This window comes from Marinobacter sp. LV10R510-11A (assembly GCF_900215155.1).
In the GTDB taxonomy this organism is placed as follows: domain Bacteria; phylum Pseudomonadota; class Gammaproteobacteria; order Pseudomonadales; family Oleiphilaceae; genus Marinobacter.
In genome coordinates this window covers 4413488-4436489 of record NZ_LT907980.1, presented here as the reverse complement: position 1 = coordinate 4436489, position 23002 = coordinate 4413488, and the positions used below count along the sequence as shown (strand labels likewise).

The 23002-nt window shown below is 51.4% G+C and carries 24 protein-coding genes; 3 read left to right on the top strand and 21 right to left on the bottom strand.

Annotated features, from left to right (window positions below; genetic code table 11):
- Positions 1 to 300: 300 nt before the first annotated feature.
- The 8 genes from CPH80_RS21450 to CPH80_RS21420 all read right to left on the bottom strand — a co-directional run bounded on the left by CPH80_RS21450 (position 301) and on the right by CPH80_RS21420 (position 6530).
- Positions 301 to 588 (bottom strand): glycosyltransferase family 2 protein, encoded by a 288-nt coding sequence (locus tag CPH80_RS21450; RefSeq protein WP_157746926.1) that lies wholly within the window; start codon positions 586 to 588, stop codon positions 301 to 303.
- A 168-nt stretch (positions 589 to 756) separates the two neighbouring features.
- Positions 757 to 948: a polysaccharide pyruvyl transferase family protein gene (locus CPH80_RS23495; protein ID WP_157746925.1), complete on the bottom strand. Its 192-nt coding sequence runs from the start codon at positions 946 to 948 to the stop codon at positions 757 to 759.
- Between the two features lie 23 nt (positions 949 to 971).
- Positions 972 to 1739 (bottom strand): polysaccharide pyruvyl transferase family protein, encoded by a 768-nt coding sequence (locus CPH80_RS21440; RefSeq protein WP_096281265.1) that lies wholly within the window; start codon positions 1737 to 1739, stop codon positions 972 to 974.
- 257 nt (positions 1740 to 1996) lie between these two features.
- Positions 1997 to 2425 carry a Coenzyme F420 hydrogenase/dehydrogenase, beta subunit C-terminal domain gene (locus CPH80_RS21800; RefSeq protein WP_413772276.1) on the bottom strand — a complete coding sequence of 143 codons (429 nt, stop codon included), beginning with the start codon at positions 2423 to 2425 and terminating at the stop codon, positions 1997 to 1999.
- A gap of 69 nt (positions 2426 to 2494) precedes the next feature.
- Entirely contained in the window at positions 2495 to 3478 is a 984-nt protein-coding gene (locus tag CPH80_RS21430; protein ID WP_096275064.1) for a nitroreductase family protein, read from the bottom strand.
- A gap of 24 nt (positions 3479 to 3502) precedes the next feature.
- Complete coding sequence (locus CPH80_RS21425; protein ID WP_096275063.1) at positions 3503 to 5005, bottom strand: lipopolysaccharide biosynthesis protein; 1503 nt, start codon at positions 5003 to 5005, stop codon at positions 3503 to 3505.
- Between the two features lie 48 nt (positions 5006 to 5053).
- A complete protein-coding gene (locus CPH80_RS23490) occupies positions 5054 to 5182 on the bottom strand; it encodes an MBL fold metallo-hydrolase RNA specificity domain-containing protein (RefSeq protein WP_413772249.1) in 129 nt (42 codons plus the stop codon).
- 367 nt (positions 5183 to 5549) lie between these two features.
- On the bottom strand, positions 5550 to 6530 hold the full coding sequence (locus CPH80_RS21420; protein WP_096281261.1) for a Wzz/FepE/Etk N-terminal domain-containing protein: 981 nt from the start codon (positions 6528 to 6530) through the stop codon (positions 5550 to 5552).
- Positions 6531 to 6850: 320 nt separating this feature from the next.
- On the opposite strand from CPH80_RS21420, the gene tnpC reads away from it, so the two are divergent.
- Positions 6851 to 8290, top strand: coding sequence for an IS66 family transposase (gene tnpC / locus CPH80_RS21415; RefSeq protein WP_096279631.1), 1440 nt, complete (start codon positions 6851 to 6853; stop codon positions 8288 to 8290).
- Here tnpC and CPH80_RS21410 read toward each other — a convergent pair.
- From CPH80_RS21410 to cysQ, 4 genes are all read right to left on the bottom strand, one after another.
- Positions 8262 to 10790: an SLBB domain-containing protein gene (locus tag CPH80_RS21410; protein ID WP_096281259.1), complete on the bottom strand. Its 2529-nt coding sequence runs from the start codon at positions 10788 to 10790 to the stop codon at positions 8262 to 8264. The two genes, tnpC and CPH80_RS21410, sit on opposite strands and share 29 nt — an antisense overlap.
- A 58-nt stretch (positions 10791 to 10848) precedes the next feature.
- Positions 10849 to 12339 (bottom strand): capsule assembly Wzi family protein, encoded by a 1491-nt coding sequence (locus CPH80_RS21405; protein ID WP_096275061.1) that lies wholly within the window; start codon positions 12337 to 12339, stop codon positions 10849 to 10851.
- Between the two features lie 276 nt (positions 12340 to 12615).
- Positions 12616 to 13092, bottom strand: a complete 477-nt coding sequence (gene rfaH / locus CPH80_RS21400; RefSeq protein WP_096275060.1) for a transcription/translation regulatory transformer protein RfaH — start codon at positions 13090 to 13092, stop codon at positions 12616 to 12618.
- Positions 13089 to 13865, bottom strand: a complete 777-nt coding sequence (gene cysQ, locus CPH80_RS21395; RefSeq protein ID WP_096275059.1) for a 3'(2'),5'-bisphosphate nucleotidase CysQ — start codon at positions 13863 to 13865, stop codon at positions 13089 to 13091. Before cysQ ends, rfaH begins: the two co-directional genes overlap by 4 nt.
- A gap of 161 nt (positions 13866 to 14026) precedes the next feature.
- Here cysQ and CPH80_RS21390 point away from each other — a divergent pair, with 161 nt between their 5' ends.
- Both CPH80_RS21390 and CPH80_RS21385 read left to right on the top strand, forming a co-directional pair.
- A complete protein-coding gene (locus tag CPH80_RS21390; RefSeq protein WP_096275058.1) occupies positions 14027 to 15388 on the top strand; it encodes an MBL fold metallo-hydrolase in 1362 nt (453 codons plus the stop codon).
- Positions 15385 to 17586 (top strand): mechanosensitive ion channel family protein, encoded by a 2202-nt coding sequence (locus CPH80_RS21385; RefSeq protein ID WP_096275057.1) that lies wholly within the window; start codon positions 15385 to 15387, stop codon positions 17584 to 17586. Before CPH80_RS21390 ends, CPH80_RS21385 begins: the two co-directional genes overlap by 4 nt.
- 98 nt (positions 17587 to 17684) lie before the next feature.
- Here the strand turns inward: CPH80_RS21385 and CPH80_RS21380 are convergent, their stop codons facing one another.
- The 9 genes from CPH80_RS21380 to CPH80_RS21340 form a co-directional block, all read right to left on the bottom strand.
- On the bottom strand, positions 17685 to 18038 hold the full coding sequence (locus CPH80_RS21380; RefSeq protein ID WP_096275056.1) for a type II toxin-antitoxin system PemK/MazF family toxin: 354 nt from the start codon (positions 18036 to 18038) through the stop codon (positions 17685 to 17687).
- A gap of 24 nt (positions 18039 to 18062) precedes the next feature.
- The gene (locus CPH80_RS21375; protein WP_096275055.1) at positions 18063 to 18320 is read right to left on the bottom strand and encodes an AbrB/MazE/SpoVT family DNA-binding domain-containing protein; all 258 of its coding nucleotides are present in this window, start codon (positions 18318 to 18320) and stop codon (positions 18063 to 18065) included.
- Positions 18321 to 18507: 187 nt separating this feature from the next.
- A complete protein-coding gene (locus tag CPH80_RS21370) occupies positions 18508 to 19206 on the bottom strand; it encodes a Fic family protein (protein WP_096275054.1) in 699 nt (232 codons plus the stop codon).
- A gap of 145 nt (positions 19207 to 19351) precedes the next feature.
- Positions 19352 to 19732: a helix-turn-helix domain-containing protein gene (locus CPH80_RS21365; RefSeq protein ID WP_096275053.1), complete on the bottom strand. Its 381-nt coding sequence runs from the start codon at positions 19730 to 19732 to the stop codon at positions 19352 to 19354.
- Entirely contained in the window at positions 19729 to 19986 is a 258-nt protein-coding gene (locus tag CPH80_RS21360; protein WP_096281257.1) for a type II toxin-antitoxin system RelE family toxin, read from the bottom strand. Before CPH80_RS21360 ends, CPH80_RS21365 begins: the two co-directional genes overlap by 4 nt.
- 93 nt (positions 19987 to 20079) lie before the next feature.
- Complete coding sequence (locus tag CPH80_RS21355; RefSeq protein WP_096281255.1) at positions 20080 to 20673, bottom strand: DUF2931 family protein; 594 nt, start codon at positions 20671 to 20673, stop codon at positions 20080 to 20082.
- A 4-nt stretch (positions 20674 to 20677) separates the two neighbouring features.
- Entirely contained in the window at positions 20678 to 21217 is a 540-nt protein-coding gene (locus tag CPH80_RS21350; protein ID WP_227520291.1) for a hypothetical protein, read from the bottom strand.
- Positions 21218 to 21378: 161 nt separating this feature from the next.
- Complete coding sequence (locus CPH80_RS23085; protein WP_096281251.1) at positions 21379 to 22506, bottom strand: DUF2235 domain-containing protein; 1128 nt, start codon at positions 22504 to 22506, stop codon at positions 21379 to 21381.
- A gap of 102 nt (positions 22507 to 22608) precedes the next feature.
- The gene (locus CPH80_RS21340) at positions 22609 to 22848 is read right to left on the bottom strand and encodes a type II toxin-antitoxin system Phd/YefM family antitoxin (RefSeq protein WP_096281249.1); all 240 of its coding nucleotides are present in this window, start codon (positions 22846 to 22848) and stop codon (positions 22609 to 22611) included.
- Between the last annotated feature and the right edge of the window lie 154 nt (positions 22849 to 23002).

Genomic DNA, 23002 nt, shown 5'->3' with positions numbered 1-23002 from the left:
CACGAAAACCGACTGCTTTATAAAAACACCCTATATTAAGTAGAAGATCTTCATTAATATTCTGACGCCAAGGAAAATGCATATCTCCATAGGGAGTGAGCACCTCTCTGCGATAGAGCTTATTCCAAAGCATTCCGTGCCAAACTCAAATCGGCAGAACTTTTCAAAGACGTCCGAGTCCACTTTTTACTGCGCTTAAAACGGAGCTTTGGTTTAATAGGTTTACGCTCTGGCGTCACCCTGTACGAACCGCAAACCACTATATCTACATTCTCTTGTTTGCCGGCCCCGAGCATTACCTCAAACATGTTTGGGCGGGCAAAATCGTCGCGAAAAACCAATCCAAGGAGCCGCGGCTTTCTTAATACCTGCCAAGCGTGCTTCGTGCACACCTTGGTTTTCTGGAAGATGTATTGCAACGATATTGCCGTTCTCACTTGCGAGGTGATTGATAACCGCCTCAGAATTATCGGTAGAAGCATCGTTTACAACAATAATTTCCAGTTTTTTAAGCGTCTGCTTGAGCAGAGAACGTAAGGAAAACTCAAGACCATCCCCGCCATTGAAAACAGGTACGATAACCGACACGTCTGGAGAGTTAACCATTAACCTTCTCGCTGAATAGATGGTTCTTCAGGAATAGCTTACCTTTACGAGCGAATCTCTCACGAAGCCCATTCACTTTATCCCAATCAATCGCCTTGTTAATCAAATCTGGAGTAATATCTTCCTCTGATTCTACCAACCTATGCCAGCTCAAACATCGATAAAAGAGACTCGAACCTCGCCATACCACGTTTCGAGTTTTGCTACAAACGGCCGGTTAAACAAAATCGCAAAAACAGATCCGTGAAACGAATCAGTGACAACAAAGCTTGCTTCTCTGAAACTTCGAAGCCAGGTTTCTACCCTAGGAAAAACGCACTGGCCAAGGTCGTTTGAACGCACCTCAGAGATGGATTTTTCAGGCTTTATATAAAAAAATCTGTCTGAAGGATTCCCGCTACCGCAGTAGCAATCTGCTGCTTATCTTTGCTCGCGTCGAGAATGTATGACAGGACGAGCGATTTGTGCGGACTTTCAGCCTCTTGATCAATAAGCTCTTCGTAATCACGTGGATCTAACAACAGCGTTGGGTCTACTACCCAATCGGACGTGATTCCCAACTTTGATTTGCAAAGATCAACGGCTGATTTCTCTCTCACAGATACCGCATCAAATTTTTTAATCAGTGGCCTACATTTTTCCGTAACATCCTCTGGGTATTCCCATTCACTGACGCCGAAAGAGGCCGCATAGGCTACGCGGATGGGTTTACTGTCGATATCATTTAAAAAATCCAGATAGAAATTAAGAATACTTGGTGAATACATAGGGCGCCAGACCTGATCACTACCAACGATAACCGCTTCGAATTTATTCCGAAAAAAATAATCTCGCAGCTGTATTTCGCTGGTTATTCGCTTAGATAAGACCAAATTCTTATCCCGAAAATCAGCCAAATTCTGTAGAACGAATGATTGTTTACGATTGGTTGGAATAGACTTTATTCGGCCAAGCAAGAACCTGACTAAATTAACAATATAGCCTTTTGCAACTGTCGCTTGTTCCACTGGAGCCCGGCGATCTAATGTTTCAACATCACAACCAATGCGCTTTAAATATACTTGCAAAGCGTAGGCTTGTAGTAGACCACCGTAGTTGTGCCCAAGAGGCTGGGTTAAAATTGACACCCTCATCAATAATGAGACCTGGTAAACTTTGTAAGACCTTTTTCACGGCGCGTTTGCAAAACGACAGCATCCTTTTCACCCAAGAACTGTTTGACTTTTGATATTTTATGTAAAGCGGGCGCATAGTACCCAAATATATATTGAGGTTATTCTTTTCTGTTGCAGCAATAAAAGCAGTGTGCGATAGACCCCTAAGCTTGACTCTAAGTCGTTGTTTTTTTCGCTCATAGCGGGGTTTCAGAGCTTTTTCAGGAGAGGTTCGCTTAGCTGGCACCCAGACGCCTTTGTTTGCGCTCTAGGAATAACCGATAGGAAATACTTACTTTCCTATGTCGCAGTCCTGCATCCTGCGACTGCGCAGCCTTTTCCACGCTTAGATCGTCCAGCTTTAGTCGCCCTTCACTGCGTGCATTTATAATCAGCCGCTGAAGGTCGTCACTTCTAGTTACAACTACGTTCGTGCCGTCGCTGTCTTGGACATACTCAGGTAGCCAGGCATCGCCCAGAACCACATCTGCTGTTTCAGCAAAACACGTCGTCACAGAAGTCACAGGCTTTGTACTTGAAGGCGCCCGCGCCCCAGTCTGCCCCGAACAACTGGTTAGTTGGTACGACCTTTTCGCCGGATGTCCCTTTTGCGTATGTACTGTAACGATTAGCGGGTGAGATGGGTCTTTAATCCTGAAGTCTATAGCTTTGAGATCTGGGGGGCGATGCCCATTTGCCAGGCAAGGCTTGCACTGCCCGTGCGCTCTACAAGTCTAATGACTTACCAAAACCCGATCTAATTGATATTTCTCTGAGTGCGCCACCGAAAACTCTTCTTTTAGACTGCCCACGGCGATCATCATAATCAATCGTTCATTATCGGATATAGCAGCTGCCGTCTTGAGTTTCTTTTCTTTAGAGTAAGGCATGCATGTGTTCAACGGACAAGAACCTAAACCCGACGAATGAATAGCCAACATTAGATTCATCGATATGAGGCCACCATCCACAAACAACTGATTGTGTTCATAGCGAGTGAATGCTTTCAGATTTCCGGTAACTATGAGTAACTTATCGATACAGTCAGTAAAACCTGCGTTACCATTCTGATATGACAGTAGCTCTGCTATTTTGCTCTTATTATCATAATAGTGGACAAACCACCCTTGCCGGTTACAAACGGAGGGTGTTTTCAGGCTTGTTTCAATGGCAGACTTTAGTAGCGCTGGATCAACTGGCTTGTTGGCGAAGTCTCTGACACTATGCCGGAAAGAAACGAAATCGTCGTACTGATTGATTGACCAATCATCCCACTGACGCTTTTTGAGTAATTTCAAACCACCTTTGCTTGCGGGAACGGATGAATCTATAAAGGCTTCCATTTCGTCGATAAAGCCATATTCGAATAGACTTTCCTTTCCTTGATGAAATTTGCGGTATTGCCTGAGAGTGTCGCGAACTATCTGGCCGACATCATCGCCACCAAACGACTCATACGTTTTTGTTCTTTTAATGAGGTCTACTATTTTTGGCTGACCGAAGCCGTCTCTTGTGTTCGGCAAAGCCATCCCTTTTTCGACGATATGACAGTGCTTGATTAGATAGTATCTCAACTGCTCCGAGTCGCAATCAGGCTTGCGCTCACTAAATGAATACTTCGCGTGAAGATTAAAACTCTTAACACCAGACATCCATTCAAGCACAAATGGTTTTGTACGCCCTAAAATTCTGGATATAAAGATTTTTAAGAACTTCACTGTCTCTCCTTTTTTTCAATTCTGTTAGAATTTTCTGCTAACTAAAAAACGAAGGCTTGCCATCAACTCAAATAAATTCAATCGTAGAGGCTTTATAGCTAAACATATAAAAAAGTAAACAAGTACACATAGAGGTACAAACATAAGCAGACCGCTCAATGGATTAACAATCTCCACAAATCCTTTTAGCCAAATAATTATAATCATCGTTAAAATTCCACATGTCAAAGCTGGGAAAATGGGTTTACTAAGTTCTACAAAAGTTAAGGGGAGGAACCGGCTCGCATAATAAAGAAAGACCGGTAGCCGGATTAGTAGTCCCGATAAGGAAAACGCTAATACGATACCGTAAACACCCCAATTACTACCCACAACCAATGAGGCTGCCGTGATGGCCAGGCTATGAAACTTCGATACGATCATAGCTCTTGCCTCACCGGCAGCTACTAGAGCTACAGCAATCAAACTAGCTAGCGGCTGAACAAATGAGTAAACAGCTAGAAATCGGAAGAGTGGAATTGCGTCGTTCCATTCTGACCCCAAGAAAACGACAACTATCCAGTCGGCAAAGACTGCCATTGTTATTGTTATTAATGTCGATACCAGCGCTAATTTACCCATCAAAGAACTCATGATTTTCTTCAACTTCTCTGGGCTCTCCGCTATTCTTGCGACAGTGGGCTGAAGTACATTGATAATCGGTGGCAGCAGTTGTGACGAGGGTATAGATGTCAGCATGTTGGCGCGGTTGAACAGCCCCAATGACTGGGCCCCACCAATGTAACCCACAGCAAAATGCGTTAGATTGGTTGCCATGTACCCTATGAAGTTCGCCCCAGTTAAGTTCGCACCAAACCCCAAAAGTGGCCGAACCCCCGAGCCACGGCTCATCGTTGACGGCACCCAACGTGCGCTCAACCACCGCATAATGGTTTTGGTCGAAAACATTGTGATAGGGCTGATCACTAGCGCCCAGTATTGCAGGCCGGCCAGTGCGGCAGTGATGCCTGCAATAATGCCGGCGGCCATAGATAGGATGTCGATTACAGAGATCGCTTTGAATCGCATCTGTCTGCGTAACAAAGCGTCGTGTTGTACTGAAAACCCACCAATCAGGAACGTGAGGCTCATTGCCGCCATTACCAGCGTGAGACGCGGTTCGTCGTAGATTCTGGCAACCAGTGGCGAGATCAGAATACCGAGCAGGCACAGGCCTGTTCCCAGTGCGCCGTTTACCCAGAACAGGTTGGATACCTGGGCGTGAGTAATCTGGTCTCGCTGGATGGTGGCCATGGACAAACCACCTTCCATCATCTGCAGCGCAAGGCTGGTAAACACGGTGACCATCGCTACTAAACCAAAATCGGCAGGCTCCAACAGCCTCGCCAGTATCGCCAGAGAGCCTAGCTGTAGAGCTAATTTGACACCCTGGGCCGCCATGGTAATACCTGCACTTTTTACCGCTCGTTTTTTGAGGCCTGCTTTGAGGTGATCTGCGGAAAAGAATTGGTCCTTAGAGCTCGGCAAGGTTTTGGCCTAGTGGTGTCGCAGCAATCGTCGATTAGAGGAGGTTATCTAATTAGTTTTCAGGATCTGTTTGGCATGTTCTTCGTCATACACCAGGCGAATGTCTTTTGGTCGGTGCTTCGTGCCTTTCATAAAGTTTACCAGCCCCTGTTGGCCAGCATGTGCGGAATAGCCCACGACGGTTTATACTTTTTATGGCCAATGAAAAGGTACGTCGCGCTTCTCGTTGCCCAGTATGGCTTCGAATGAGAGTGACGCACGACCGCTCGCTACCTACTCAATCTCTGAATTTGGAAAAAGACTTTCTAACGCTGGAAATGGCTTTTAGGTCGCAATCGGTGAGAACAGCTGGAAAGTATGTTTCCAACGGTGGAATGCGACTGGATTCTGTTTCCAGAGCTGGAAACACGTCTCACCCGATAATACCTGCGATTGTTTGGAAATAGCTTTTCTGAAATTGGAAATATGAAAAGTTAACCATCTGATTATTAAAGATTTTTCAAAACCGATAAGGGCTCCTTATCAGTTATCTATCTTTTATCCGTCATTGTTCTTCCACTGACGATCCATGCGTTGCCGATTCTGTCTGAGTGGCTCCATTTCGCACAAAAGCCATTATGAACACGACGAATACTCCGAGCATGCCACCCAGCATGGTGGCTATCACCGCAATCAAAGCTCGTTTTGGCCCGCTTTTTTCCTGAGGCACCACGGCCGGGTCTACGGTTTTAAATATGTATTCGGATTGGGCGTTGGCTAGCATTACCGTGCGGGTTTCGCTTTCTATAAGCTGATAGAAAACCTGTTGCATCCCGGCGATGTTAGTTTCGTTGAGCTTTCCTTCCAGGTAGGCGATGCGGGCTTCGGCTTCCTGTACGTCTTGCTGGCGCATGTGTTCGTTGATGTCGTGTACCAGATTTTCAGCCCATTCCTTGGCCACTGGAGGGGCCTGGCTTTTAATGTTCAGGGTGACCATACCAATATCTTCGTTGGTGGACAGGCTCAGGTGGCTTTCTTTGAACTGTTTTACCATGTCCCAGTCTGTTGGCTCCAAGCTTTCGCCTTCGTCATCGGTGAGCCATTCACCGGTCTCGGGGTTATAGACCTCCCGGTTGATCAACCATTTTTCATTTTCTATATCCCAGGCTTCGATGGCCATAAGGGGGATGATGAAGTTGTGACGATGGATGAAGTCGGTCAGAAAAGCGCGGGATTGCAGAACTTCCTTGGCTATAACAGTCTGGTTCGAGCCGCCACCACCCAGACTGATGCCCGCCAGGCTAGCCAGGCCCCCGAGCTGGCCGCTGATGCCAGCACCACCTTCGCTCTGAACCGGCGCCAGGAGCACGCTAGATTGGTAGATGTTGGGCTTGCTGAGCGCATAGAACACGCCAGCGGCAGCAAAGACAATGGTAAAAAGGATGATGATCCACTTGCCGCGCCAGAGGGTGACGAAGAGTTCGCGGAGATCTATTTCGTCGTCGGCGTATTGCGGCGCTTGCTCAACGTTGGGATTTTGGCTCATTACAGATTCCCCACTGCAGCTGCACCCAAGGCCATCTGGTAAACAATCTGGCGTAACTATTCAGCTTAAAAAACCTGTGAAAGTTCTTGACAGGGTTTTTGCTTGAATCTCTTCACCTTATCGGCATACGCACCGATGCTACCAGGCAGGCCATAAGCGACGACAGGAGAGCGGTTGAAGGGCTGTAATGATCGATGACGATCACGGGGCAGCCCCGGTTTTTTTAATCGCCGTATAAGAGCGCTCAGAGCCAAAAATGTCGCCCTGAAAACCCGTGCGATAATGGCTGTCTTACAAAGCCATCCCGGTGGGGGCAGACATTGAAAATAGACAATATCGACGTTGATTCGGCAATCGCCTCCGTCAAGAACCTTCTTGAGAAAGAGCGTGACCTGTCGCCTTCACTCAAGGCCGCTCTGGAAGTGCTGCTCGTTTTGGTGGCGCTACTGCTCAACCGCACGACGCTCAATAGCAAAAATAGTAGTAAGCCGCCGTCAACGGATCCGAATCGTGACAAATCTTCTAAAAAGGGTTCCAGCAATAGAAAACCCGGCGGACAGAAGGGGCGTATCGGAACCACCTTGCAGCAGGTCGATGATCCTGACGCCGTGAAAGAGCTGAAAGTCGATCGACGCTCTCTGCCAAAAGGACGGCGGTATCAAGAGGACGGTTATGAAACACGGCAGGTCATCGATATTGATATCGCGCGATTCGTGACTGAATACCGAGCACAGGTTATTAAAGACGACCAGGGGAATCGATTTGTTGCTGCCTTTCCGGACAGGGTCAGTCGGTCGGTTCAGTATGGCATCGGCATCAAGGCCAATGCAGTCTATATGTCGCAGTTTCAGCTGTTGCCCTATGACCGAATCCGTGACCACTTTCAGGAGCAGATGGGTATTCCGGTCAGTGCCGGCTCTGTCTTCAATTTCAACAAAGAGGCTTACGAGAAGCTGGATCATTTCGAGCAGTGGGCGAAAGCTCAGCTCGCCAAATCTGAGCTCATGCATGTTGATGAGACCGGCATCAACTTGGACGGGAAGCGCCACTGGTTGCACTGCGCGTCCAATAGCGCATTGACGCTGCTCTACCCCCACGCCAAGCGTGGCACCGAGGCCATGGACGAGATGGGCGTGTTGCCCTTCTTCAGCGGGGTGCTGTGTCACGATCATTGGAAGCCGTACTACCGTTACGCGTGCACCCATTCCCTGTGCAATGCGCACCATCTTCGAGAGCTGGAGAGGGCATGGGAGCAGGACGGTCAACACTGGGCCAAGGCGATGAAAGCCCTGCTGATCGATATGAACAATACGGTAGCGGATGCCGGTGGCCGCTTGCCAGCCACTGATGCTGAACGGTGGCGACAGCGCTATCGACAACGTCTCGAAGAGGCAGATATCGAATGTCCACCTCCCGATGTAAGCCTGCGAGAGGCCGGGAAACGCGGCAGGCTAAAACGATCAAAAGCCCGAAACTTGCTGGAAAGGTTGCGCAACTTTGAGCACGACGTGCTGCGTTTTATGGATGTCGAGTACGTCCCCTTCACTAACAATCAGGGGGAGAACGACCTGCGCATGACGAAAGTGCAGCAGAAAATATCCGGTTGTTTTCGATCCATGGCGGGGGCGAAGATCTTTTGTCGTGTTCGCAGTTACCTGTCAACGTGTCGCAAGCAGGGGATGTCAGCCACAGAGGCTCTGGCTTTACTCTTTCAGGGGAAAAGCCCTGCGTTTATGGATACCGATGAGACTCTATTTTAATGATCGTGGCAGATGTGAGCTGAATAGTTACAATCTGGCTAACATTAGTCCATAGCTCCAGCTGATTCAGACGATCAACATCGATGGGCATAATCACGGTATCACCGGGCTGCAATTGCTGGCTACGGCCACCAAACCAAGCGCTTTTCTCAGGTAGCATCACGGAGCCGTCGGCTTTCACCACGTACACGCGGTTTTCATCCGCTTGGCGGGTTGGGCCGCCCGAACGGTCCAGATAATCGTCCACCGTTAGACCTGCTACGTGCAGGTGGCTGGTGGGAAATTGCACTTCGCCGAATACGCTGACGGCCTGGGGAATGATCGGTACGGTCAGGGTGTCGCCGTCTTGTAAGCGGATGGACTGGTAATCGCTGTCGTTCAATACGGCTTGCAGGTCGATGACCATGCGGCCCACAGGGCGGCTGCTTTGTACATCGTCCAGCAGGCCTTTTACCTGGTCTACGCGCTGGGCGTTCTGGCCGCCAAAACTATCGCCTTCCAGTTGCACACCCAGTAAATCCCCTTGCAGGCGCTGTTCCGCTTCGCGTAGGCGCTGAGCTTCCAGTACTCGCAATTTCTCACGGGTGAATACCACTCCACGGGGGAAAGCGTTATTGGTAAGGCCGCCGGCGCGCTGGAGTATATCAACCAAGGTTTCACCGTCGCTGAAGGTGTATTCACCCGGGTAAAGAACCTCGCCCTTCAGCGTGACGGTGCGTGTGGCTCCGAATAACGGTATGGATTTGACCATCAGCCGGTCACGGCTTTGCAGGTATATGTCCGCCTGATCATTCATCGCATTGGCCAGGTCAATGGTCTGGATGCGGGTTCGCTCTACGCCATTTTCATCGAGCGTGCGGCGGGCCAGCTCCGCTTCCAACATTAGCGCGGAGTCGTTTAAACCACCTGCCATTACGATGGCGTCTTTCACTTTGCCCGTGGCGGGTAACGGGTATTCACCGGGGTAGCGCACGGGACCACTGATGGTCATGGTTTGCTGGGGGGCCAGCGGGGTCGCCTGTGTTTTCAGGCGCTTTACGATGGGTTCGAACAGTGCCTCACGGCTGTAACCTTGGGCATTCGCAGCACTGTTCTGCCCTGGGTCAGCTTTGCCATTATCGGCAAACACCAGCACTTGGTCTTTTTCTTGAAGAACTAGGTCAGCAGCGCTACCAGGGCGGTTTACTGCGTTTTTCAGTTCCAGGCTCAGCACTGAAATTTGCCGGGTTTCCGGATTCGTTCTGACAATCGCAGCGAAGCTGGTATCCGCCATTGGCAGCAAATCGACATCCAACTTACGTATCACCGAACTCACGCGCATGCCCGGAACCCAGGCAAACTTTCCGGTGCGCGTGGCGGCGCCGGTGATTTCAATATACTGGCCGGTCACATCGGCAATCGACGCAATGGACACCAGGTCACCGGCTTTTACGCGCGCCTGTTTACCTGCGGCACTGGTCAGGTCGGCTTCGGCGATTATTCTTAAGAATTCCTGGTTCGTGCGCTCTATGCGGGTGATTTGTGGGTAGGCCTGGGCGGTCATGCCTCCGGCCAGGTTAACCAGCTCTTGCAAGCTGGTGGCACCATCAATTTCATACAGCGCAGGGCGGTATACTTCGCCGTCTATACCCACGCGAGGGCCAACGGCCGGGATGAAGATGGCGTCGCCCGCTTGCAGGCGGGCATCGCCGCTGGTGTCGCCTTTCAGCAGCAAGTCGTAAAGGTCCAGGGTGTGGACCACTTTGCCATTACGTTTTAGCTGAATGTTACGCAGGGAACCGGTGTGGCGAATGCCGCCAGACACGTACAGGGCGTTGGTAATGGTGGATAGCGAGCTGACGCTGTAAGAGCCCGGCGTGCGGGTTTCACCCAGTACGAACACGCGCATGCTGCGCAGTTCCCCCAGCGACACGGCGGCTTTTACGCCAATGTACTGTTCAGCCACCAGTTTGCTGATTTTGTCACGGGCCTGCTGAAAACTCAGCCCCGCCACGGTGATGGGGCCGCGTTCGGGCATGTCGATGGTGCCATTGCGGGAGACGGTAAGCGCGAACTGGCGGTTTTCGTTACCCCACAGCTGAATTCTGATTTGGTCGCCAGGCCCTAATGTGTAATTCATTGGTACGGGCACTTCGGTAACAGGGGCAAAGGTGCTGGGCTTGCCTTCAAACAGGTCATAACCAAACGGTTGCAGGCCGTTGTTCTTTTTGGCGAACGCCTGCTCTTCTTCTGTTGGCTTATTCTCGTCTTCGTTTTGATTTTCAGTATTGCCGTTTTCCAGCGGCTCAACCACGGAAATGGCGCGGTTAGCCTTCGGCTCACTGTTGCCGGAGCTGCCCTGAACCTGGTTCAGATCCACGCCGTACTGCCGTGCCAGCGCTTCCTGCTGTGCTTTTGGCAATGATTTAAACTGATCAATCTGTGCTGACGTCGGGGATTGTGCAGAAACAGATAAGGGCACTGCTAGAAGCAAGGTGAAAAGAAGACTTTTTGGGTTCACAACGCGTATCCGGGAAGAGTTTTAAAGAAAATTTGAGGGTGGCAGGGCCGGCCACTCACTAAAATCGATAACGCCAGCTGGCACCAACAGACCACTGGCCGGATTGGTTTTCCGCCAGGTTAACCAGCTCTAGCTTTTTATCCGCAAACTGAACACTTAAATCCAGCCAGCCATTTAACAATTGCGTGCCGTAGGCAACTTTGCCAATAACTTGTTTAGAGCTTTCGGCAGGCACCATCAGTTTGATTTTCTCATCAATAACGGGCGTTCTTCTTGCGCCATCTTTGTTGAACTCAACAACACTTAAGCTGGCAGAAAGGTTTCGGCCGTCATCGAAAAAATGAAAACCGCCGAGCGTAATAGCCTCTGCATCGCCACTAAAACTGGCACCCATGGTGCGACCGTAATAACGGTAGCCGCTCTTATAACGGGAGTGATCGTAGGTGATGCCAGGCATGGCAGTCCCCATAAAATCATCAGCCAAGGTGTTGGCGTACTCAATAAACCATTGCTGTTCGCCGCTGAACAGCTGGCTTGTCCAGTCGGTGCCCAAGAGCCAGGACTTGCGGGCGGGGAATGCTCCTGCTTCGTCTTCGCCCATCATCTGAGCGTACACGCCCATGGATTGATTTCCGATTGCGAAGCCGTAACGGGCATCTATGCTGGCAAGCTGGTTGCCTGGGTCGTTTCCTTCCAGTTGGCCGTTGTCTTTTCCAATCAACGCGTTCCAGATGGTGGAGCCACCTTCAGGCCGGCCTTCGCCACCGAACATAATGGCGCGGGAGAAGCCCAGTTCCAGCCCGTCGAATGGGCGAACATTCAGGCGCATACCAATCAGCTTGGCTTCGGGCACTTTGCGTTCTTTTTCGTACTGCCCGGCAAGCAGGGTGAATTGCCAGGGCCCAATCCAGCTGAGCCAGCGGCTTTCAGGCGCAGAAGCGTCTTTGCGGTTCAGCCATACGGAGGGCATTGGCCGGGCGTTGTTAGACAGGATAAGGCTGGATTGCCAGCCAGGCCCCCACCAGCGATCGACAGCCCCGGCACCAAACACCCAGTTGCCGGCGGTGGCTGCGAGGTAGGAGCCATCAAAGCGGGCGCTTTCGTTGTCATCGGGGTTGTGGGCATAGGCCGGGCTTAAGCCGAACGCCCAGTTTTGTCCCTGCCATTGCACATCCAGTTTAGCTGCCGCATCGGCCATTGGTCCGCGATCAAACCCTTGAACCATGGCCACTTCATTGGTGGCAGACACTTCAAACTCGGCACGAAAACCAGGCGACGCTTGTTGGCTGCGCTCGAACTCAAGGTAGTTACGTGCCAATCCAGTAACTGAGCCGGGCTGGCTATCTGATTCATTCAGGCCATTGGTGATGGAGCCCCACATTATTGGCCAACTGGTGACCGGCCGTGACAGGTGGCCACGGTCTGCAAGCTTCTGCACGGCAAATCGTGCACGTGCGTCGCCTGGCTCGAGCCAAGGCGCTGCTGCCGTATAAAAGCTGGCCAGGCACGCTACCGCCCCACCGACCAGGGTCCAGTGCTTTAAGGTCATAGAAATAATTTGCCGGCAATGACAGGGGAAATGCCAAGAGGAGAAGATACGCTCCCAACTGCATACCTGTCAGTGTGTGAATGTTCCGTGTCTGAAGCGTGGCGATTTTACGCCATCATACGAGACAAGCAAGTGCCAAAAGGTGTGGCATGGGCTTTTAGAGGCTTACGGCCGTTAAGAATTGTTAAAGGATTGGGGTGCGCTGATTTGTGGGTTAACTGCACCCCTCCCGAAGCGTCGGACCGCCCCAACCCCTCTCCCGCAAGGGGCGAGGGGCTATTTTAGTGACGACACTGGCACTTTCACCCGCTGTTGCTTTTGCATGAAGTTGATCAGCACGATGGCCCGCTCTTCTCCATCGTATGCCTGAAAAACGGCATTAATGCCCTCAAAAGGCCCCTCGCCTAGTTGAACCGCCTCGCCAGATTTGAGCCCGCCCTGCTGTGTGACGGAATCGAGACTGTCTTTTATCTGCTGGATAACGTCGTCTGAGATGCCGGCGGGTTTGTTGGCAAAGCTTACAACCCGAAGTACGCCGCGGGTTGAGCGGAGTTTTGCCCAGTTGGGGTCGGTTTGTTCTAGCTTAACGAACATATAGCCATGGAAAAGCGCCTCAAGCTTTTGGGTGCGTTTTCCGGCTTTGATTTTTTCTATCTGGATTTTCGGGTAGAAACAGGTGACGTCCTGATTTTGCAGGTTCACCACGGCGCGATCGCCTTGTGCAGGCTTATGTTGAAGTGCGTACCAAGTCATGGGCGCGGAACATACCCGTTTCCTGCTGCAACAAAATACGGGTTTAGCACATTCTCTTTGCCGTATCGCAGGGGTTTGCCATCCAAGGCGTACACATTACCACCAGCGGCAAGCAGCACTGCGTGGGCTGCGGCTGTATCCCACTCGCTGGTGGGGCCCATGCGCGGGTAGATGTCTGCATGGCCTTCTGCTATTCGGCAGAATTTAAGAGAGCTGCCGGCTTGAATTGTTTTGTGCGCACCTAGGGTTTCGATGAAGGCGCGGGTTTCGTCATTCAGGTGGTTTTTGCTGGCGACTACGCGCTTGGTTGCTTGGGGCTGCGCCACGCGGACGCGGCGAACTTGCCCGGCTCGGTCACGCTTGTGGGCGCCCTCACCTTTGATTCCCCAAAACGCTTCTTTTAAAGCGGGCGCGGTGACAACGCCCATGACTGGCTCACCGTCTTCAATCAGCGCGATGTTTACGGTGAATTCCCCGGTGCGCTGGGTAAATTCTTTGGTGCCATCAATGGGGTCAACCAGCCAGAACCGACGCCAGTGTTTGCGCTCCTCCCACGGGGCCTGTGCGCCCTCCTCCGAGAGGATCGGAATATCCCGGCTTATGTTACGCAGGCCTTTTACAATAATGTCGTGGCTTGCAACATCCGCCGCTGTGATGGGCGACTCGTCTTCCTTGTAGCTCACTTTGAAATCAGATTGGTAGATATGAAGCACTTTGGTACTGGCTTCGTCCGCTATTCTGATCACATCGGGGAGCATTGAGCTGTAGTGCATGCTTTGCGTCCTGCTTTTCGTGAATCCCTGCATTGTATCAAATAAGAGGGGCAGACCGCATTTAGCCTTTTTTGTGGTGCCGCTTTCAGGCAATCTGAGTGAATCCTTTTCAGGCGCGCTCTGACGCCCTCTAACCCAATCACTCAAAAGGTGTTTTGTGTATGAAACTTCGCTTCCTCGGCGGCACTGGCACGGTAACCGGCTCGCGTTACCTGTTATCCGATGACAAACACCGCGTATTGGTTGATTGCGGCATGTACCAGGGCGTTAAAACGTTACGCCGTAGGAACTGGGCGGAGTTTCCTGTGGACCCCAGCACCATTGATGCGGTGGTTCTTACCCACGCTCACATAGACCACACCGGCTACTTGCCAGCGCTGGTGAAAAACGGCTTTAAAGGCAAGATTTACTGCACCCAGGGCACCTACGATTTGTGTAAGGTGCTGCTTCCGGATGCAGGCCACCTGCAGGAAGAAGATGCCAGGTACGCTTATCGCAAGAAGTTCTCGAAACACGAACACCCAGAGCCCCTGTTCGGCGTGAAGGATGCTTGGGAAGCCTTGGAGCACTTTGAGCCCCTGCACTACCACGAAACCTTTGAGCCGGTGAAAGGCTTTGAAGTGACCTTTACGCCTGCCGGGCATATTCTGGGCTCTGCCTGCGTGCACGTTCACCATAAGGCCGATGACCGCACGGTTGTGTTCAGTGGTGATGTGGGCCGGCAGAATGATTTGATCATGCGCGCACCGGAGCCCATCAAAAAAGCCGATGTGCTGGTGTGTGAATCCACCTACGGCGACAGAGAACACGAGGGTACCGATCCGGAAACCGAACTGGCAGACATCATCACCCGCACTGCGGGCCGTGGCGGCATTGTGTTGATTCCGGCTTTTGCGGTTGGCCGCGCCCAGATGCTGCTTTATGTGATTCACAAGATCATGAACGAGGGGCGCATTCCCAAGCTGCCGGTATACCTGAACAGCCCCATGGCCATCAAAGCCACAGAGATTTTTTGTAAGCATCATAAAGAGCACAAGCTGAGCGCCAGCCAGTGCGAAGTGATCGACAGCCATACCGAATTCGTTCGCACCGTGGATGAATCTATCAAACTGGATTCCGTGCGCACGCCCTGCGTGATTGTCTCTGCCAGTGGCATGGCCACCGGTGGCCGGGTTCTGCACCATTTGAAAACCCTGCTGCCAAACCATAGGAACAGCGTGGTGTTTGCTGGCTTTCAGGCACCGGGCACCCGGGGCGACCGGCTAGTGGCAGGCGTAGAGTCTGTGAAAATTCACGGAGACTACTGGCCGGTTGAAGCCGAGATCCACAATATGAGCTCGCTCTCCGCCCACGGTGACTATAATGAGTTGCTGCAGTGGCTTGAGCAGGGAGCGCTTGCGCCGGAGAAAGTGTATGTTACCCACGGCGAGACGCTGGCCAGTGACATAATGCGCAAGCGGATCAACGAGAAGTTTGGTTGGGACGCACAGGTGCCGGATTTGTTTGAAGAGGTTGAGATTTGAGGTTAATCGCACTGCTTTTTGGCTTTGCCTTGCTGTTTTCAGCCGTTGGCACTGCCCAAGGCCAGCCCTTATCCCTACCCGGCATACCCGGGTTTTCCGGGGAGTCAGAGAAAGAGGAAGCTTCTCCAGAGGAGCTTGGCGCGTCTCTTGAGATAACCATTCAGGCCCTGCAAGACGACGAGAGCCGGGAATCCCTGGTAAAACAACTCAAGTCCATTCAGCAGGGGCTGCAGGCAGAGTCCTCAAAAGCGGCACAAAAGGCTTCCGGTGGCGAGGGGTTGCTGGGCGCCCTGGCGGTTTTCTTTGATGAGACGGCCAACGCAGACAGCGCTGCAGGCACCCCGCTGGGTATGTGGAAAACGCATTTCCGCAATGCCTATAGTGCGGCGGGAAAGCTGCTCGCCAGCGCATCGTTTCGGGTGCTCGCGGAGACCACCGCCGGGCTTATCGCTTGGATGGCTGCAGTCTATGGCCTCACTCGTTTGGCACGCCTGTTTTTTGCATGGAGGGGCTGGCCACTGCAAATGCCACGGCAACCTGGGCCATGGTTGTTGGTAGCTCACTTTGTACGGCGGATTTTGCCTTGGCTGATTACCTTTACCGCTCTACTGGCGGGGCTACCCACGTTTGGCATGTCGGAAGGTGCGCAAACCACCATACTGATTCTGGCTTACGCGGCCCTGAGCGCCCGAGCGCTGACGTCACTGTTTGATGTGATGATTTCTATTTTTTCCAGCGGCCACCGCCGGACTGCCGTTTTGATTCTGCGCCGGCGAATGCTGCTGCCCCTGTTCATTATCGGGGTACTTTTCGCCCTTGAGGACGCTCTGGGCACCACCGAACTCACCTCGCAGCTGGGCCCGGAGCTGGCCAGTGCGCTGGCGCTGGTCTTTAGCGTAGTCGCCGCTCTTCTGAGCTTTTTCCTGATTGTTCGAAACCGGCGCCCAGTCACTCACCTGATTCGCAACCGACCCTACAAACAGCGGGCGAACCAAGGCGTATGGCGGGAAGTGACCGCGCTGCTGGCCCGGCTTTGGCATATCCCGTTGCTATTGGCCATCAGTGCATCTGTGGCCGCGGTGTTTGTTAATGGCGGAGAGGCCGACGCTGCCCTGGGCAAGGCCATGATCTGCGCTTTGCTGCTTGCGCTGACCCTTGCCCTGCAGGGGCTGATTGGCATTCAAGAGAGCCGCCCAAGCCACCAGGCTCTTAGCAAGTTTAGCCGCAGGCTGGTGCGATTCGGCTACCGATTGATACAGACAGCCGCGTGGCTAGTATTTTTTGAATTGATATTGCAGATATGGGATTTGTCCCTATTGGGACTGGGAGATAATCAGCCGATCAGCATCGCCCTGGCGGGCAGCCTAATCGGCGTGACTCTTACAGGCTTGATTGCCAACCTGACTTGGATATTTGCAGATGAGCTCCTGGACCGGGCGATGCACGGCGGAGATCGCAAGAAAAGGATCAACCCGGCAAGAGCCCAGACCATTCTGCCCATTGCCCGGAACACCCTACTGATAACGATTTTGATCGTTGCCACGCTGGCCGGCTTGTCAACCTTAGGTATCGATGTAACGCCGCTGCTGGCAGGTGCAGGTATTATCGGCCTGGCTGTAGGTTTTGGCGCTCAGACGCTGGTTCAGGATTTGATTACTGGACTGTTTATTGTGGTTGAAGACTCCATGTCGGTCGGCGATTTTGTGGAGATCAACACTTTCATGGGAACGGTGGAGGGGTTCAACTTGCGCACCGTGCGCCTGAGGGATCTTGAGGGGGTTGTTCATCACATCACTTTCAGCAAAATCAGCTCCATTCACAACATGTCGCGCCAGTTTGGTATCGCTCTACTCAAGATTCGGATTCCCCGTGAATTGCCCATTGATGATGCCATTCTTCTGATGATGGAGACAGCTGAGGAGCTGCGTACATTGCCGGATATGCGGTGGCTGATTTGGTCGCCTCTGGAAATGCAGGGCATTCACTCATTTGAGGAAGGCTGCCCAGTATTGCGCATGCGCATGCGGACGAAGCCGGAGTTTCAGTGGGATGTGTCGAGGGCTTTCAATCTGCTGCTGAAGCGCAACATGGAAGAGCGATATATAGATGTGGCGGCGCCGAGGATTAGTGTGCAGATGGATGCGGAAGGGGGTGGTCGGTCGCCGTTGATTGAGGGGCGGGGGGCTGACGGGGAGTGATTTTGGGGTGGCTGCCCATCACACTCGCTGAACAGGGCCTGGGTAACGGGCCACCGAGACGGGCTGTGCCTGTCCATGATCACTTATAACCTGGTTGTCTAGTCGTCGGGATCGATAATGGCTGCGAAGCGAGCTATCGCATCGGCGATGACTTCTGGAGGCGCTTTTTCTTGGAATTTGGCACTACGTGCCCGAAGATCCAGTGTCCGTGCCTGACTCACAATAACGGCACCTTGGGTTTTGGTGCCTGAAAGAGGCACTGCAAAGCCAAGATCTCTTTCATAAGCCCCGCCTTGAGTAATGGGGGCGATCAAGGCTTTGCCGAGACGATTGAATTCTTTACGGGAGAGGACGAGGCAGGGACGTGAATCACCTTGCATTTCTGTTCCGAGGGTTGGATTCAGGGAAACCCAAATAATATCACCCTGATCAAATGTTCGTTTTGGTGGCATAAATCATTCCTTCAGTTGTTTAAGTCATATCATTTCCTCCCCGGCCAACGGTGCATTTTCCCAAGCTTGGAGGTCGTTTGCTAACGGTGCGTTGGGGCTACACTGTGCGACCAGGTCTTGAAGTTTGTACTTCCGTCGAGTCTTTGCAGGCTCAATGATAATGCGCATTCCCTCTTCTCTGATGGAAATGTCATCGCCTAAACGGAGGCGCAATTTCTTCAACAACGGTGCAGGCAATATTGCGCCAGCGCTGTTACCGATTTTTCTAATACTCGTCTTCATAATAATGCTCATTCAATAGACAAAGATGTTTTTGCAATTTGAGCTTACTAATATTACTTTACTACCGCTTATGTGTCAACATTGTTATAACTTTACTAGACACATTGACTATTGCGTATAGCGCGACAATTAACTTGGCCGGTCCGGACAAGATAGTTGACGCTGCATACGTTGACAGAGGGGCGGGTTACTCCTTCATAATCCGAACAACCCGTTCATCCATGCAACTACGCACAAATCGGTTCATTTTTGCTTGGTCACCGGAACTGTAGAACTCTAGCAGCAGCTCATTAAACTCAAGCTGGCGCGATGCCGGAACATTGATAGCTGGGTATCCATGGTTGAGAAGGTGGCCATTCATCATAAATCGCCCCATGCGCTTGTTAACATCGAAAAAAAACTGACAGCGAGCCATGGTAAGAAACAGATGAATAGCCTGATCGTATACATCTTCGAAGCTTGTGAGCTTGTCGACCATATCCGCATAAAGGTCAACAAGCTGATTTGCCTGGGGCGGCTCATAATCGGTTCCGGCGATAAGCACACCCCCTGAACGAAAACAGCCCCACTCTAGCGTCTCCTCCTTTCCGGCAATACGGTGCAAATTGCAGGCGCAGCCTTGCGTTAACTCAAACTGCCGCCCTTTGATCAACCGGAACAGCTCCTTCCACGCATCCGCCTGGTTAGTAGCAATTTGCTGATCACTGAGCCGATGTCCTCCAACGGTTATTCCCTGCATCAACGTTTGCACTTCGGGTAGCGTAAAGTTGAGCCCTTCAAGCCGAACAGCGTCGTAAACAAAAACGGACACGCCCCGCTGCGCAAGCATTAATGCCTTTTCGCGGTTTTGAGGTATTGACCAGTGCAAATCAGTAGTTGGGTACATAGTAAAAGCTTAAGTCCTTGATATTTCTGCTCGGGTTTTTGGTGGGCTGTGCCTGTCCATGATTTGATGTGATTTTGGGGTGGATGGTGGGCTGTGCCTGTCCATGATTTGATGTGATTTTGGGGTGGATATCTATGATCAAAATTTACTCCACTAACAAATCGTCTATATCCACCTGCAAAGCCCCCGCCAGCGCCTTCAGTACTTTGGCCGAGCCAGACTTGTTGCCTGCTTCAATCTGGCTGATATAGGACTTGCCGACGCCGGCGACGTGGCCCAAAGCTTCTTGCGTAAACTCGCGATACTCCCGCCAGACTCTCAGCGGGTGATCGTCGCCGCTAATCAAACGGCCAACAATGTTAGCGGGTATCACTTCGTCCTCATCGCTGGCGAGCTCAACCATAGCTTCTCTGGCATCCGATGCATCCTGCGAACTTTCCGCCAACGTCAACAGGTTCAGATATTCATCATAAGGCAGCACCGCATACTCTGGCTTACCTTCACGCTCAATGATTTGCGCACTCATTTATAAACGTCTCCTCTTGAACCCACCTTCAGTACCAAAACCACCAACTCCCCGTGGTCAACACTGCAAATTGCCCGGTAGCTACCTTGCCTTAAGCGCCAGTAGGGTTGCCCCTTCATGAGTTTGAAGTCTCCTTCGTAGGCACTCGGATCTTGTGCGAAAACTTCTAGTTCGTGCATCAACTTTTGTGCTTGGGGTTTGGGCATCTTTCGCATTACTTTGAGCGCAGATTTCTTATAAGTCAGTTTATACATTAGAGTTTACTTTAAGTTTACCAATAGTCAACTTTTGGCAAGATGCATAGCCGGAGATTTTCGGCTCCGAAAACGACGTTTCTCTGAAAATCATCACCATCCATCCAGCGGAATGCCGTGCTCTTTTAGGTAGTCGCCATGTTCATTCAAATAATCTTTCGTGCGGGTTTTATAGCGAAAGGCCTCGCCTTCAATTTCATTGGCCTGCAGTCGAGCAATTTCTATTTCATTGCCGATTTGGTTCATGATCCAGACAACGATTTCACCGCCGGGAGCAAGGCCAAGAGTAAGGGTGTCTCGCGGAGCTTCGAACTCACCTAACGAGGTCTCGTAAAGGGCGGGAACTTCCATGAGGCTAGGCCATTCCTCCGGGATCGAAATCAGCCGTTGATAGAACTTTTGCTCTGCGAAAGAAAACCACTGGATACCAATATAATTCGGAAACGGGTCCATTCGACCTGCAACTCCTCTTGGCCCCTGGGGGCCCTTCCAACAACAACCCATACTGCCCGCTGGGTGATACCAGTGACGAACCCCTGACCGCTCAAACTCCAAGTGCTCCACCCAAACGTTATAGTGCTTCGGAGTTGCCAATTGAAAGCGCCACTCGATACTTTCATCTTTTTCTTGTGCAAACGAGCTGCACCCGCTTAGTAACAAAATAACCAATATTGATAAATTACGCATGGTGCTACTCAGGGCTCAAATTGAAATGAATTGTGCGTTCGCGGGAGGAAGCCGGCCGGAATGGAGCTAAGCTATCAAACGGAAATTCAAACTTGATGACCTGATCAAACGAGAGACCCTCCAGCAAGTTGTAATGATCGGAGTGATGTATATAACGCTGCCGTATTAGATCGCTTTGATCGGAGCCTAAAGATGGGGCGTCACTCCCAGCCTTGATTTGTTCCAAAAGGCTCTCATAAATAGGCTTGAGCTCTGCTGGCAAATGCAGTTCGCTTGCGTCTTCGTCAATACCCCCTAACGGGAGCCCTGCATCTTCAGCGAGTGAATGCATAAGCCTTAACGCCACTCGCGAATACTCCCCTTTAATTTGCCGCATCATTCGCAGCGACAGCGTCACCTTCCCGTCCGGTGAGGGGTGCGCCGAGCGGCGCTCTTCTATGGCAAGAACCGGGGAGCTTCCATCGGGTAACGGTAAGCTGTGATCACCAATCCAGTTTTTCACTTCAATATGCTGCTTCAGAGTTTTCAGATTATCCCATTCCACAGTCTGTTGCGGCCAACCTGCATTGGAGCCTCGAATATCCAAGGTCGGATACAGTAATACATTTTCTGTTCGCAGGTCATTATAGCCGCCACCAATATCGGAATGCGCGCCAGGCAGCGTAATTTCCTTGAAGTTGGAAGGCAGGCTTCCATTGGTGCTTCTTAAACTGTTGAGCGCAAAATTTGCCCGCTTTTCGTGTCGAGCAACGAAATGTACAGCGTGCCTTCAGGGCCTTTCAGTATTTCATTGGCGGCATGCCGGGCTGCTGCAGCCCCGCGGCTAAAGCCAAAAAGATCGATGGTAAGCTCACGGGTGGCACTGTTTGCGCTCAAATCTAATAGCTGGAAAGCCAATTTCGAAAAAAGCCTTTTCACCTGTGCCGGCACACCGGTATCACCCAAACCGGTAGCCGCTCCCGCGAGTGAGTCCGAAGCCCCGGCTTCAGTACCGGAACCTGGCTCATAAGCTTTGAGAGTGATCGTTTTTTTCGTACCTTCAGAAGTATTTCCGTCCTGATATAGGTCGAATAATTTAACCACATTCGTCGGCCCGCCCGCATAGCTTTCGCCCATCATTAACCGTAGCTTTGCTTGGCACTCTTTCAGTTTTTCTGGATGGCCATGTAAAGGCACCAAGCATTCATTCTCTACTCGTTTGCGATAAGCCTGAATATTATCAACGTTATTCAGGGTGCCATCTAAAAAAAGCCCTGCCACGATATTTAGTGGCGCAGACGCGGCTGGCTCAGCAGATGACGACAAAGGCGTAATATGGGCGCCGGCACCAAGTGGCAGATTCAGCCCTGGGCTGATACCTGATTCAGCGTGTCTCTTCCGTTCTGCTTCATGACGTCGGATTTCCATATCCAAATTATTCGAATCAAGACGACCAGTAGCGCTAGCGAGAGACAGACTCCGTGGCGTTAGCTGATGATTGTTCAGCGCATCTACTGCGGTTTTTATACTACTGAAGCGTGAAGCAGAATCTCCATTAAACCGCCAGTAGCCGCTGGCTGGAAAGCTATCATCAGCTTGCCAGGTCACCAGTGGCAAAAGCAGCTCTGTATCTTGAAGATAATCATAAACGAGGAACAGCTCTCCCCTGGCTACACGAGCAATCATGCCATGGGGGTCAGAGTGGCCAGGAATTCCGCCAGTTTGGCTGGTATCTAATCGTGCGCTGGTTGATGGAGCATTTAACAGGCGCTTAACTTTCTGGCTGGCCAAATATGGAGATTCAATGAGCGGTAAATCACTCGCCCGCAAGCGATAGGGAGGCTTGAGTTGCATAACATTCCTTGTTGATCAGTAAGCCGAGTCCGTGGCTTGGTTGCTTTTAGTTGTGCCTGTCCAAGAGAAGAAAAAGAAAGATGATAATCCGCATGGTTCACGTCAGGCCCCGAACATTTCGGTTATCTCATCCTGCTCCATCCGATCGAAATCATCAGGAACCTTGAACTCGCCCGCCATGAAACCAATCCGCTTCTGCTTACCGATTTCGGGGGTTTCGATTGCGGTTACGCGCACAACCGGCTTGCCAGCTTTGGCAATAATAAACGCCTCCCCCTTGACTGCCCGAGCAACCAATTGCGAGAGCCGGGTTTTCGCTTCATGCATGTTTACAGATTTCATGAACCCTCCTCGGTTAGTTTAAGTGTAATAACTGCGTAAATCTAACCGAAATAGCTTCTGACCATTCCGCCATGGCTTGCGGAAGGGGGTGGTCGGTCGCCGTTGATAGAGGGGCGGACTACTCCTTCATGATCCGAACAACCCGTTCATCCAT

Coding starts and splice junctions, on each gene's coding strand:
- cysQ (WP_096275059.1), bottom strand. CDS start 13,865: ATGCACTACAGCTCAATGCTCCCCGATGTGATCAGAATAGCGGACGAA.
- CPH80_RS21375 (WP_096275055.1), bottom strand. CDS start 18,320: ATGAAGACGAGTATTAGAAAAATCGGTAACAGCGCTGGCGCAATATTG.
- CPH80_RS21370 (WP_096275054.1), bottom strand. CDS start 19,206: ATGTACCCAACTACTGATTTGCACTGGTCAATACCTCAAAACCGCGAA.
- CPH80_RS21340 (WP_096281249.1), bottom strand. CDS start 22,848: ATGAAATCTGTAAACATGCATGAAGCGAAAACCCGGCTCTCGCAATTG.
- CPH80_RS21440 (WP_096281265.1), bottom strand. CDS start 1,739: ATGAGGGTGTCAATTTTAACCCAGCCTCTTGGGCACAACTACGGTGGT.
- CPH80_RS21355 (WP_096281255.1), bottom strand. CDS start 20,673: ATGCGTAATTTATCAATATTGGTTATTTTGTTACTAAGCGGGTGCAGC.
- rfaH (WP_096275060.1), bottom strand. CDS start 13,092: ATGACTTGGTACGCACTTCAACATAAGCCTGCACAAGGCGATCGCGCC.
- CPH80_RS21365 (WP_096275053.1), bottom strand. CDS start 19,732: ATGAGTGCGCAAATCATTGAGCGTGAAGGTAAGCCAGAGTATGCGGTG.
- CPH80_RS23085 (WP_096281251.1), bottom strand. CDS start 22,506: ATGCAACTCAAGCCTCCCTATCGCTTGCGGGCGAGTGATTTACCGCTC.
- CPH80_RS21380 (WP_096275056.1), bottom strand. CDS start 18,038: ATGCCACCAAAACGAACATTTGATCAGGGTGATATTATTTGGGTTTCC.
- CPH80_RS21420 (WP_096281261.1), bottom strand. CDS start 6,530: ATGAGCCAAAATCCCAACGTTGAGCAAGCGCCGCAATACGCCGACGAC.
- CPH80_RS21360 (WP_096281257.1), bottom strand. CDS start 19,986: ATGTATAAACTGACTTATAAGAAATCTGCGCTCAAAGTAATGCGAAAG.
- CPH80_RS21390 (WP_096275058.1), top strand. CDS start 14,027: ATGAAACTTCGCTTCCTCGGCGGCACTGGCACGGTAACCGGCTCGCGT.
- CPH80_RS21405 (WP_096275061.1), bottom strand. CDS start 12,339: ATGACCTTAAAGCACTGGACCCTGGTCGGTGGGGCGGTAGCGTGCCTG.